We start from the raw sequence: 12,195 nt of genomic DNA, 5'->3' as shown, positions 1-12,195 counted from the left end.
GTGGAGCGGCATGGCCGGCAAGAAGGCGGGAGATCTCCCGCGCGCAACGTACGAGAAGGAACTACTGCGTCTGCAGACCGAGTTGGCGAAGATGCAGGAGTGGGTGCGAGCGGAGGGCGTCCGGCTGGTCGTCGTCTTCGAGGGACGGGACGCGGCGGGCAAGGGCGGCGCCGTCAAGCGGGTCTCGGAGCGTCTCAACCCGCGGGTGACGCGGATCGCGGCACTCCCGAAGCCGACCGAGCGCGAGCGTACACAGTGGTATTTCCAGCGGTACGTGGAGCATCTGCCGGCCGCCGGCGAGATCGTGCTCTTCGACCGGTCCTGGTACAACCGCGCCGGGGTCGAGCATGTGATGGGCTTCTGCACCAAGGAGGAGTACCAGCTCTTCATGCGGCAGTGCCCGATCTTCGAGCGGATGCTGGTGGAGGACGGAATCCTGCTGCGCAAGTACTGGTTCTCGGTGAGCGACACCGAGCAGCAGGAGCGGTTCCGGCGCCGGCTGAAGGATCCGCTACGCCGCTGGAAGCTGTCGCCGATGGACCTGGAGTCGATCACCCACTGGGAGGCGTACTCGCGGGCGAAGGACGAGATGATGGTCCACACCGACATCGCCGAGGCCCCCTGGTACGTCGTCGAGAGTGACGACAAGCACCGCGCGCGCCTCAACATGATCGCGCACCTGCTGGACTCCGTGCCGTACCACGAGGTGCCGCCACCGGTTCTCGAGTTGCCGCCCCGGCCGCCGTCGACCGGGTACGAGCGGCCGCCGCGCGATCTGCAGAACTACGTCCCCGACCACACCGCGAACCTCTGAGCCGCACACGGTCGCCGGACGACGGTGGTCGTCCGGCGTTCTCGGGAAGCCCGGCGCTTCGTGGAAGCTCGGCAGTTCAGCCGCACGAACCCGACGGTGTTCCGTCGTACAGCCCGGGGTCGGGCCGGCCGCTGGTGACGCTGCGCAGGTAGTAGCCGCAGGTGGGGCGTTGGGCGAAGTCGAACGTGGCGCCCGGCCTGAGGTGCCAGATCTTGAAGTTCCTGTACGTCAGCGACTGGCCCGGCACCGCCCGCTCGGGCTGGTGGTCGGCAAGGACGACGTAGGCGTCGGCACCGTAGAGCGTCGCCGTGCCCCGCGCGTCGAGATAGAGCGAGCCACCGCCTTCGTCCACGCCGACGCCCCAGGCCCTGCCCCCTGCCGTCAGACCGTCCTTGACCGCTCGCGCGGTGAAGGACATCAGGCGGCCCATCCGGTCGCGGGCGACGAAGTGGGAGTCGTTGATCGTGTCCGCGTAGTGGGGCCAGGAGAACATGCCGGTGGTGAAGGTGGCGTACGAGTCGTAGGGGTTGGCGAGCGCCTCGTCGCTGGTGATGCTTCCCCTGCACGCGTCGTACACGACGGAGCTGTTGATGTGGGTTCCGGCGCTGCCGCCCCCGGCTCCGCCGCCCTTGGCGACGACGGACTTGACCGACGCCTGGAGGCCGGTGCCCTTCCACGCGGTGTAACGGCACTGGTCGCCGCCGGCGAAGTAGACGAACTCCGCGTTGCGGACGTCCTGGTTCACCTGGGCGTTGTCGCCGTCCGAAGCGGCCGTGAGGGTCCAGGTCGTGCAGGAGTTGACGCCCGGGAGACCCATCACGGTGTCGCACTCGGGGGTGGCGCTGCCGGACGAGGGGGCCGAACCGGCCAGAACCACGACGTCGAGGCTGCCGCTCCCGCCGCGGATCGCGTCGATCGCACGGCCCATCGACGCGGCGACGACACCGCCGTCGCCGTTCATCGTGAAGGCGGGGCCGGACCAGGAGGCGCGGCTCGCGTCGCTCGCGCTGCCCAGGCGGACCCGAGCGGCCCGCGCCTCGGCGGGCGGCGCGAGCCCCGCGCAGGTCACGGCGAGCATCGAGGCCAGTAGCACGGCGCGCAGGGCACCACGGCCGACGGAGAGGGATGTCACGGAGTCTCCTTCCGCTCACGCCTCTTGGCGCGGCGTGAGTACGCCGACCACACCCGGAGGCGGACTCGGAACATACAACCTCGACCTTGCTGGCGCCATATGTAATCGCAGAAATCTCACGACACCACGCAGGGGACGTCACGCAATGCCTTTGTCTCGCCAGTCTTGGACGGCTTCACACAGGCGGAGGCGTCGCGTTACCTGAACGTAACAGCCGTTACATCTATGCAGAAGTTCGTACGCGATGTAATTTCCGTGCTCGTACAGCCCGCCGGCTCCGCCGCAAGCGAAGAGAGACCTCCGTGACTTTCAGATCCGCATCGCGCCGCCTCGTTCCGGCCGCAGCCGCCACAGTGCTCGCCTGCCTCCTCGGAGCGTGCGGCACCGATACCGACGCCGACGGCGCAGGCGGCGAAGCCCCCGCCTCGCTCAAGATCGCCGGGGTCACGGTCAAGAAGGACGCTCAGCTGCACGCCTCGCTGCCGGACGCCGTCAGGAAGACGGGCACCGTGCGCGTCGCCTCCGACGTGCCCTACGCGCCCTTCGAGATGTTCGTGAAGGAGGGAGGCAGCGAACTGACGGGTCTGGACTACGACTTGGGGCAGGCGCTGGGAGCCCGGCTCGGTGTGGCGATGAAGTTCACCCCGCAGAAGTTCGACGGCATCGTGCCGGCGATCCAGGCCGGCAAGTTCGACGCGGCGATGTCGGCGATCACCGACAACAGGGAACGCCAGCAGGTCGTCGACTTCGTCGACTACTCGCAGTCGGGCTCCGGGATCCTCGTCGCCGAGGGCAACCCGAAGAAGATCGCGACGCTGCACGACCTGTGCGGCCGCAAGGTCGCCGTACAGGCCGCGACGAACCAGCTGAAGCTGCTCAAGGCGCACCAGAAGGACTGCGGTGGCGGGCAGTTGGAGATCCAGACGTACCCCAAGGACTCCGACGCCCAACTGGCCCTGCGCTCCGGCAAGGTGGACGCCGAGGTCCTGACGAAGCCCGCCGCCGGCTGGATCGCGAGGACCGCCGACGCGGGCAGGGCCTTCGACCTGGTCGAGGATCCCGGGGCGCCCGGCGGCTACAACGCCTCTCCCAACGGCATCGCGATATCCAAGAAGCTGCCGCAGCTGACCGACGCAGTACAGAAGGCGCTGCAGTCGCTCATCGACGACGGCACCGTCAAGAAGATCTACGCCAAGTACGGTGTCGCGTCGATCGCCCTGAAGAGCGCCACGAAGAACGCGGCGGTGGACTGATCATGACCACCGCTTCCGTCACGGCGGGCACGTCCCGCACAGATGCCCCGCCCCCCGGCGAGCCGCGGATCGTGCCGGTCCGGCACTGGGGCCGCTGGATCGCGGCGCTCGCCGCCCTGCTGGCCGTCGGCGGCCTCTTCGGCTCGCTCGCGCGCAACGCCAACCTGCACTGGGACATCGTCGGGGACTACCTCTTCGAGGGGCTGATCTTCGACGGCCTGGCCACCACCCTGTGGCTGACCGCGGCCGCGATGGCGCTCGGCCTGGTTCTGGGCACCCTCCTCGCCGTGCTGCGCCTGTCACACAACCCGGTGCTGTACGGCCTGTCGACGCTGTTCGTCTGGGTCTTCCGGGGCACGCCGCTGCTCGTCCAGATCATCTTCTGGGGGTATGCCGCCGCCCTCTACAAGAAGGTGCTGATCGGTGTCCCGTTCACCCACATCACCTTCTTCAGCGGGGACACCAACGCCCTTCTGACCCCCTCGGTCGCCGCGCTGCTGGCACTCGGTCTCAACGAGGCCGCCTACGCGAGCGAGATCGTGCGCGCGGGCATCCAGTCCGTCGATCCGGGCCAGACCGAGGCCGCACACTCGCTCGGCATGCGGCCGGCCCTGACCATGCGCCGGATCGTCCTGCCGCAGGCGATGCGCGTGATCATCCCGCCGATGGGCAACGAGACCATCAACATGCTCAAGATGACCGCGCTGGTCTCGGTGATCGCCGCCCATGACCTGATGTCGAACATCCAGGACGTCTACGCGCAGAACTACCAGGTCATCCCGATGCTCATGGTCGCCAGCCTCTGGTACCTGGTCCTGGTCAGCCTGCTGAGCCTGCCGCAGGCCTGGCTGGAGCGCCGCTACGGCCGCGGGCAGTCCGCCGGCCGGGTGTCGCCGCTGGCCCGCCTGGTCTCCGGCGGTGTTCTCGCCCGCAAGCCCGCGACCGCCCCGGCCGACACGAACGAGACCGCGAAGGATCCGGCATGACCACCGCCTCACCGACCGCGCAGGAAGCCACCCCGGCCAGGGCCGAGCCGATGGTGCGCGCCGAGGGCGTGCGCAAGAGCTTCGGCCGCCTGGAGGTGCTCAAGGGCATCGACCTGACCGTGGAACCCGGGCAGGTGTGCTGCCTGCTCGGCCCCTCCGGGTCGGGCAAGTCGACCTTTCTGCGCTGCATCAACCACCTGGAGAAGATCGACGGCGGCCGTCTCACGGTGTCCGGAGTGCCCGTCGGCTACCGGGAAAGCGGCGGCAGCCTGTACGAACTGCGCGAACGCGAGGTGGCCGAGCACCGGCGCGCCATCGGCATGGTGTTCCAGCGCTTCAACCTCTTCCCGCATCTGACCGCGCTGGAGAACGTGACCGAGGCGCCCGTGCGGGTGGCACGTCGTCAGAGGGCGCAGGTCCGCGAGGAGGCGATGGAGCTCCTGGAGCGTGTCGGCCTCGCCGACCGGGCCCGGCATCACCCCGCCCAGCTGTCCGGCGGCCAGCAGCAGCGGGTCGCGATCGCCCGCGCGCTGGCCATGAAGCCGAGGCTCATGCTCTTCGACGAGCCGACCTCGGCACTCGATCCGGAGCTGGTGGGTGACGTTCTGGACGTCATGCGGTCCCTCGCCGAGGACGGCATGACGATGGTGGTGGTCACCCACGAGATCGGCTTCGCCCGCGAGGTGGCCGACACCGCCGTCTTCATGGACGACGGAGTCGTGGTGGAAGCGGGCGACCCGCGGGAGGTACTGACCCGGCCTCAGCAGGAGCGCACCCGTGCCTTCCTGTCGAAGGTACTGTGAGCGCCCCGGTCGCCGGCCGTCCCACCGCGGACAGCCTCCTGGCGCACACCCGCACCTCCCTTCCCCGCTATCTCGACGAACTCGCACAGCTGGTCGCGGTGGACTCCGGCTCGTACAGCGCCGACGGCGTCAACCGCGTCGCCGACTGGGTGGAGGGCCGCATGTACGGGCTCGGCTTCACCGTGGAGCGGCTGTCCGGTGGCACGCTGCCCACGGGGCAGGCCGCCGGAGACGTTCTCGTGGCGCGCCGGACGGGCGCCCTCGCGCACGTGGACGGTGCACGCCGTGTTCTCCTGGCCGGCCACATGGACACCGTGTTCGACGACGGGACCGCGGCGGCGCGTCCCTTCACCGTGCGGGGCGACCACGCGTACGGCCCCGGCGTCAGCGACGACAAGGGCGGGCTCCTCGCCGGGATCCATGCCGTCGACGCGCTCGACGCGCTCGGCTGGGACCAGTACGCCGAACTCGTCCTGCTGGCGACTCCCGACGAGGAGATCGGGTCACCGGTGAGCCGCCCGGTGACCGAGGCCGCCGCGGCCGAGGCCGACTGCGCGCTCGCCCTGGAGTGCGCACGGGAGAACGGTGACCTGGTCATCGCCCGCAAGGGCGTGGCCGATCTCCGCGTCACGGTCACCGGCCGCGCCGCGCACGCCGGTATCGAACCGGAGCGGGGCGCCCACGCCGCCCTGGCCGCGGCCCACCTCGTGGTCGCTCTCCAGGCCCTGAACGGCCGGTTCCCGGACGTGACCGTCAACGTCGGTGTGGTGCGGTCCGGTTCACGGCCCAACATCGTGCCCGCCGAGGCGGAGCTGCACGTCGAGATCCGGTCGTCGAGCACCCAGGGCCTCGGCGACTGCCGCAGGGCGGTCGAGGCCCTGGCGCGTACACCGTCGGTTCCCGGCACCCACGCGGTGGTGGAGGTCACGGACGTGTGCCCGCCGATGGAGGCCACGGCGCCGGTCCGCCGCCTCGCCGGGGCGGCCCTCCGGGTCGGAGCCGCGCTCGGGCTGCGGGTCGGTACGGCCGCGACCGGCGGCGTCGGGGACGCGAACATCATCGCCGGGACCGGTACCCCGGTCCTGGACGGACTCGGGCCCGTGGGCGGCGGGGACCACGGCCCGGACGAGTGGCTCGACGTGTCCTCGGTCCCCCGACGCGTCGCGCTCCTGGCCGCCCTGATCACCGAGGTAGGCGACCCGCACGGCGGCCCGTCCCTGTGATCCGCCCGGACGTCGGCCCGTGTCCGTGACTCACCCGCGTCCGGGCCGACGCGAGGCCGCCCGCCGAAGCACCATCGCCCCTGGGCGGCCCGCACTTACGACACGCGCCCCCTCTCTCCAAAGGAGCACACCTCGATGAGCAGCTCTTCCCACTCTCGTCCGTCGCGTGGCGTCCGCCGCGCAATCGGCGCGGCCGGTGTCGCCGTCTGCCTCGGCGTGATCGGCGCGAACCCGGCCCCCGCCGTCCCGTCCGGTCCGGCGCCCTCCCACCACGGTCCCGGCTCGCTCGTCCTGGTCGGCGGGGGCCTCAGAGACGACAACGCGCAGGTGTACGGGGAGATCGTCCGCCGCGCGGGCGGCCCCGGACGAGCCCGCATCGGCATCCTGACCGCGGCGTCCGTGCCCGCCTCCCAGGACCCGGACGCGGACGATCCCGAGAAGTGCAGCAACTCCGAGTGCAACGGCGCCTACTACGCCGGTCTCTTCCGGCGCCACGGCGCCCGGGACGCCCAGTGGATCCCGGTGGACCTGGACCACACGGCCAACGCCGACTCCGACGCGGTGGTCACGCAGATCAACTCGATGACCGGGTTCTTCTTCGGCGGCGGCGATCAGTACCGGTACGTCACCACGCTGCTGCACGGCGCTCGGCACACCGACTCCAAGGTGCTCGCCGCGATCCGCGCCAAGCTGACCGAAGGCGCCGTGGTCTCGGGCTCCAGCGCCGGCGCCCAGATCGCGTCCGGCCCCGACATGGTCACCGGGGGCGACTCCTACCCGGCACTGCGGGACGGCAGCAGACCCGGGTACTTCGACGACCCGACGGTCCTCGGCTATCTGCCCCGGGGTGGTTTCGGCTTCCTGCGCTCGGGTCTGCTCGACACCCACACCGGAACCTCGGGACGCGAGGGACGTGCGCTGCGCCTGGCCGCCGACACCGGCCACACGATCGTCTACGCCCTCGACGAGGACACGGCTCTGGTCGTCGACCGTCCGGGGAGCACGCATGAGCGGGCGCGTGTCATCGGCAGCCAGGGCGTCAGCGTCCTTGACCTGTCCGCCGCCCGCGAGGGAGAAGGGCCCGCGGGCTGGCACCTGCACAACGCCCGCTACAGCTATCTGACATCGGGCGACAGCTACGACGCCCGCACGGGAGTGGTGGCCGGTCCGGGCAAGAACCCGCTGGCCCCGGCCCCGTACGGACCGGTGCCGTCCAACACGGACGTCTTCCACTCCCCCCAGAACGCCGCGGGCACGCCGTACAGCCTGCGCACCACGGCCCGCGCGCTGGCTGCCTCCACGCGTCGCAGCGCCACCGCGAGCACCTACGAGAGCGGCCCACGGTTCACCGTCACCCTGACCGAACCCCGTGGTTTCCGGCCGCTCAGCGCGGACGGCACCACGCCGCAGACGCTGCTGGACCTGCGCCTGGACATCGACCCCGGCGCCCGCACCGACTGACCCGGCGCTGCAGGCGACGCTAGTCTCGACGCACCGCTCATCCCGCAAAGGAACGTCTCATGGCCAAGGGCACCCTCGCCGACCGGATCCGCCAGCAGCTGGGAGAGCTCAGCCCCGCGGAGCGCCGGGTCGGCAGGGTGCTCCTCGCCGACTACCCCGCCGCCGGTTTCGAGACGGTGGCCGTCGTGGCCGAACGGGCCCGCGTCAGCGCCCCGACGGTGCTGCGGTTCGTGGGCCGCTTCGGGTTCCGGGGCTTCCCCGACTTCCAGTCCGGCCTGCGCGCGGAGCTCGAGGAACGCAGCGCCTCTCCCCTGTCCCTGTACGAGTCGTCGGGCCGGGGCGCGACCGAGCAGGAAGGTGACGAGAGCCTGCTCGACCAGGGCCGTCGGGTCTTCACGGCGGCCCTCGCACAGACCTACGACGAACTGCCGCCGCACGACCTGGAGCGCGCCGTCGAGCTGCTGGGCGACCCCAAGCGGCGGATCACGCTCACCGGCGGCCGCTTCACCGCCCACCTGGCCCAGTACCTGGCACTTCACCTGATGCAGTTGCGCGATGGTGTCTCGGTGCTGTCCGAGCGCACCGTCGAGCGGACCGCGGCCATGACGAGCTGGGGGCGCCGCGACGTCCTGGTCGTCTTCGACTACCGGCGCTACGAGCCGGACAAGGCGGCGCTCGTCGAGCTGCTCCACGAACGGGGCGGCCGGGTCGTCCTCTTCACCGACCCCTGGCTGTCGCCCGCCGCCGCCCATTCCGAGGTGGTGCTGGCCGCCCGGGTGACCACCCCCTCCCCGTACGACAGCCTGGTGCCGACGATGGCTGTGATCGAGACGGTCGTGGCCGGCCTGGTGCACGCCCTGGGCGAGGAGGCCCACGCCCGCCTCAAGGAGGGCGAACGGCTGGCGCGGGCCACGGGTCTGCTCTCCTGAGCGCTGTCCCGTGGGGTCCTTCGTTCGGCTCATGCCGGGCTCGCCGGGACCGGCGGGGGTTACCGGCGGATCGCGGTGCGCCCCGCCCCGGAGGCGGTGATCGACGTGGCGGACGCCGCACGGCCCGCACCGCGCACCTGCGACGGCTCCCCGGCTCGAGGCTTCGCGACGGCCGCCGGGTGACCGCGGGCCGACCGGGCCGCACGCGGTGCCCCGGCACGGCGCGCCACGGTGTGCCGCCCCGCGGCGCCCGGCTTCGATTCGCGCTTCGTCCGGATGTCGCCCGCAGGGGGCTCGGACGGCGCGATGCCGGAGCATCCGGTCCGTTTCGGCCGCTCTCTTCGAGATGCACCCAACGCACCGAAATGCAACCGCCGTTTGATCCCCGGCGCCATGACGGGAGACACTACGCGGCGGATGCGTGTTCCTGACCGAGCGGAACTCGCTTCCGTCTCCCCCTGCCCAGGCCATCGGGGGTCGTATACCCAATAAACACTGGGCAGTTGACCTCGGAATCTCGTGATAGCGTCCTTTCCCTAAGGGACAGAGCGACCTGAAAGGGAAATTGTGAACACGGAGAAGATCACCGCTCGCCGCCTCTCATTGGAAGAGGTGACGAAGCTCGGCACGAAGGACAAGCTCTTCGTTTCCGCCGACACGGCAGAACTCAAGCTTCCCGGTTGCTTTGTTCCTGCTTTTCTGACGAAGTCCGGTGAGGATTTCGAGGGCGGCTCTATAACGGCGAGAACCGTATTCCAGGAAGAGGTCTCGTGCCTTCCCGGCGACGAGAATGAAGCCGGAATCCACGTGGCCGACGAGAACGGCCCGGCGACCATCGAGGTCCTCCAGTCCGCCGGTGTCGTCCTCGACCTCGCGCTTTTCGTCCCCGGCGGTGACAAGGGAGCCCTCTCGGCTCTCTACGCGGCGGCCCGGCAGGCGTTCGGCGCCGACGTCGTGCAGATCTGGCGCCAGGGTCTGAAGGAGGTTCCCGACGTCAAGGTCGACATCTTCGAGGAGCAGATTCCCCGCGGGCGCAAGGGGGGCGACAGCCCCAAGCGGGACCGTCGCGCCATCGACACCTACCCCACCCGTGCGGACTTCATCGAGTTCACCGCCGGATGGAAGCCCGTCGTGGAGATCCACAAGCCGGTCGTCGACGACACCCCGACCATCTGAGCCTGCGCCACCCGTGCGGGCGGGGGCGAAGCGGTGCCCCCGCCCGGTGGCCCGTGCGGGTCAGGACGGACCGACGCCGGGCTGATCGTCCTCGGCGGGCAGGATCAGGGTGAAGCAGGTACGACCGGCCTCGCTGCTCGCCTCGATCCGGCCGCCGTGTGCCCGCGCGACGGCGTCCACGATGGCGAGGCCGAGACCGGTCGAGCCCGTGGCACGCGCACGGGACGAGTCGCCGCGGGTGAAGCGGCCGAACACGCGCGTCAGCAGGTCGGGCGGAATGCCGGGGCCGTCGTCGGTGACCGAGAGCCGGGCCGGTCCCGGTCCGGCCGACAGGACGATGTCGACGCGGGTCCCCTCCGGCGTGTGGCGCCCGGCGTTGCCGAGCAGGTTGGTGACGGCCTGCTGCAGTCGTTCGGGGTCTCCGGTCACCTCGACGGGTTCCTCGGGCAGGTCGAGCTCCCAGCGGTGTCCGGGGTGGCGGGCCGCCGCGTCCGCGGTCGCGTCGAGGACGATCCGGGTCAGGTCGACCGGCTCTCGCCGGAGTTCACGTCCCGCGTCGAGCCGGGCCAGCAGAAGGAGCTCGTCGACCAGGAGGCTCATGCGCCGCGACTGCGCCTCGATGCGTTCCAGGGCGTGCCGCACCTCGCCGGGCAGTGGCTCTCCGTGCCGCATGGCGAGTTCGGCGTGGGCGCGGATGGTGGCGACGGGCGTCCGCAGTTCGTGTCCGGCGTCGGCGGCGAAGGTGCGCAGCCGTTCCTCCCCCCGGTGACGGCGGTCGAGGGCGTCGCCGACATGGCCGAGAAGTTGGTTGAACGAGTGGGTGAGGCGGCCCACTTCGGTGTCGGCGCGGTCGGCCGGCAGTGGCGGCGGCATGGCCACCTGTCCGGTCGCCAGGGGAAGAGCGGTCACCTGCTGCGCGGTGCGGTCCAGCCGTTCCAGTGGGCGCAGTGAACGGCGCACCCACAGCGCGCCGGTGACGCCGGCCGCGACGAGGACGGCCCCGAAGACGACGGACTCCACGGCTTCGAGCCGGTGCACGGTCTCCTCCACCGGGTGCAGTGGCAGACCGGTGATCAGGACGTCCGCGTCGTCGCCGCTCCAGGCCGCGACGCGATAGGCGCCGATGCCGGTGAGGTGGACCGTCCGGGGGCGGCCGTCGGCCTCTACAGTGAGGAGGGTGCGCCGGTCGGCCTCGCTGAGCGGGACCACCCGGTCGGCCGTCCCGCGCACCACGGCCGCCGCGGTGACGTGCCCCTCGAAGCTGCGGGCCCCGAGGGTGCCGTCGGACTGGCCGCGGGTGTCCGGGAGGTTGTCCGCGTCGCGACGCGCCTCGTGCTCCAGGCTCGCGGCGAACCGGCCTCCGGTGGCGGCGAGTTGCTGGTCCAGGCGGTTGACCAGGAACCCTTCCAGCGCCAGCACCGTGACGATGCCGACGCACGTGCAGGCCAGCGCGAGCAGCAGGACGAGTCCGGTGGTGAGGCGGGCGCGCAGGGACCGGGGCAGGCGCAGCGAGCGGCTCATCGCTGTTCCGGACGCAGTACGTAGCCCACGCCGCGGACGGTGTGGATGAGGGGCGGATGGCCGGCGTCGATCTTCTTGCGGAGATAGCTGATGTACAGCTCGACGACATGGGCGCGGCCCCCGAAGTCGTAGGCCCACACCCGGTCCAGGATCTGGGCCTTGGACAGCACGCGCCGCGGGTTGCGCATGAGGTAGCGCAGCAGCTCGAACTCCGTCTTGGACAGGTCCACGTGCCGGCCGCCGCGGGTCACCTCGCGGGCGCTCTCGTCCATCACGAGATCGCCGACGACGAGGTTGGCGTCGTCGGGCTGGTGCTGGGCGGTCAGCCCTGCCCGGCGCATCAGGCCCCTCAGGCGGGCCAGGAGCTCCTCGATGCTGAACGGTTTGGTGACGTAGTCGTCCGCACCGGCGGTGATGCCCGCGACGCGGTCCTCCACGGCGTCGCGCGCGGTGAGGAAGAGCACGCACAGCCCAGGTCGGTCCCGGCGAAGCCGGCGCAGTACGCCGGGACCGTCGCCGTCGGGCAGCATCCAGTCGAGGACCACGGCGTCGGGTTCGAACGAGGCGGTCACCGCGAGGGCCTCGGCGGCGGTGGCCGCGGTGCGCACGTCCCAGCCCTCGGAGCGCAGAGCGGCGCCGACGACGTCGGTCAGGTCGGCCTCGTCGTCGACGACCAGCGCCCGCGGCGCCCTTCCGTCGGGGGTGCGGGGTGCCGGAGCGGGGGAGTCATGGCTGTTCATCTCGGTTCCAGCATGCGGCATCCCCGCGGGGCGGGCGGCTCGGCGATGTTCTGAGTTTCCTCTGAACATCGTCCCGGATCCGCCGTTGAGAGGGTTTTCAAAGCCTGCTCGGTCACGGTGGTGTCCGAGCGCCGACCGGTGCGGTCTTCCGCGGCAA

General features: G+C 71.1%; 11 protein-coding genes. 8 read left to right on the top strand and 3 right to left on the bottom strand.

Translation table 11 applies throughout. From position 1 onward, the window contains the following. Positions 1-10 precede the first annotated feature (10 nt). Entirely contained in the window at positions 11-814 is an 804-nt protein-coding gene (gene ppk2 / locus ACWCV3_RS10125) for a polyphosphate kinase 2 (protein ID WP_451221158.1), read from the top strand. A 76-nt stretch (positions 815-890) separates the two neighbouring features. Here ppk2 and ACWCV3_RS10120 read toward each other — a convergent pair whose 3' ends face one another. Continuing rightward, entirely contained in the window at positions 891-1,946 is a 1,056-nt protein-coding gene (locus tag ACWCV3_RS10120) for a hypothetical protein (protein WP_451221156.1), read from the bottom strand. 302 nt (positions 1,947-2,248) lie between these two features. Here ACWCV3_RS10120 and ACWCV3_RS10115 point away from each other — a divergent pair, with 302 nt between their 5' ends. The 7 genes from ACWCV3_RS10115 to ACWCV3_RS10085 all read left to right on the top strand — a co-directional run bounded on the left by ACWCV3_RS10115 (position 2,249) and on the right by ACWCV3_RS10085 (position 9,777). Further along, positions 2,249-3,199, top strand: a complete 951-nt coding sequence (locus tag ACWCV3_RS10115; RefSeq protein ID WP_451221153.1) for an ABC transporter substrate-binding protein — start codon at positions 2,249-2,251, stop codon at positions 3,197-3,199. 2 nt (positions 3,200-3,201) lie between these two features. Beyond that, positions 3,202-4,185 carry an amino acid ABC transporter permease gene (locus tag ACWCV3_RS10110; protein WP_451221150.1) on the top strand — a complete coding sequence of 328 codons (984 nt, stop codon included), beginning with the start codon at positions 3,202-3,204 and terminating at the stop codon, positions 4,183-4,185. Positions 4,186-4,235: 50 nt separating this feature from the next. Then, a complete protein-coding gene (locus ACWCV3_RS10105) occupies positions 4,236-4,988 on the top strand; it encodes an amino acid ABC transporter ATP-binding protein (protein ID WP_451221497.1) in 753 nt (250 codons plus the stop codon). Beyond that, positions 4,985-6,211 carry a M20/M25/M40 family metallo-hydrolase gene (locus ACWCV3_RS10100; RefSeq protein ID WP_451221147.1) on the top strand — a complete coding sequence of 409 codons (1,227 nt, stop codon included), beginning with the start codon at positions 4,985-4,987 and terminating at the stop codon, positions 6,209-6,211. The genes ACWCV3_RS10105 and ACWCV3_RS10100 overlap by 4 nt, the downstream gene beginning before the upstream one ends. 135 nt (positions 6,212-6,346) lie before the next feature. Beyond that, positions 6,347-7,672, top strand: coding sequence for a cyanophycinase (locus tag ACWCV3_RS10095; protein ID WP_451221144.1), 1,326 nt, complete (start codon positions 6,347-6,349; stop codon positions 7,670-7,672). A gap of 59 nt (positions 7,673-7,731) precedes the next feature. Further along, positions 7,732-8,601: a MurR/RpiR family transcriptional regulator gene (locus ACWCV3_RS10090; protein WP_451221141.1), complete on the top strand. Its 870-nt coding sequence runs from the start codon at positions 7,732-7,734 to the stop codon at positions 8,599-8,601. A gap of 567 nt (positions 8,602-9,168) precedes the next feature. Further along, positions 9,169-9,777 carry a hypothetical protein gene (locus ACWCV3_RS10085; RefSeq protein WP_451221138.1) on the top strand — a complete coding sequence of 203 codons (609 nt, stop codon included), beginning with the start codon at positions 9,169-9,171 and terminating at the stop codon, positions 9,775-9,777. A 60-nt stretch (positions 9,778-9,837) separates the two neighbouring features. Here ACWCV3_RS10085 and ACWCV3_RS10080 read toward each other — a convergent pair whose 3' ends face one another. Together ACWCV3_RS10080 and ACWCV3_RS10075 are read right to left on the bottom strand one after the other, a co-directional pair. Next, positions 9,838-11,298 carry a HAMP domain-containing sensor histidine kinase gene (locus tag ACWCV3_RS10080; protein ID WP_451221135.1) on the bottom strand — a complete coding sequence of 487 codons (1,461 nt, stop codon included), beginning with the start codon at positions 11,296-11,298 and terminating at the stop codon, positions 9,838-9,840. Continuing rightward, positions 11,295-12,038, bottom strand: a complete 744-nt coding sequence (locus tag ACWCV3_RS10075) for a response regulator transcription factor (protein ID WP_451221132.1) — start codon at positions 12,036-12,038, stop codon at positions 11,295-11,297. Before ACWCV3_RS10075 ends, ACWCV3_RS10080 begins: the two co-directional genes overlap by 4 nt. Positions 12,039-12,195 lie beyond the last annotated feature (157 nt).

It is taken from the genome of Streptomyces sp. NPDC001781, assembly GCF_053596035.1.
The sequence above is the reverse complement of the archived record's forward strand: the minus strand, read 5'-3'. Positions and strand labels throughout refer to the sequence as shown.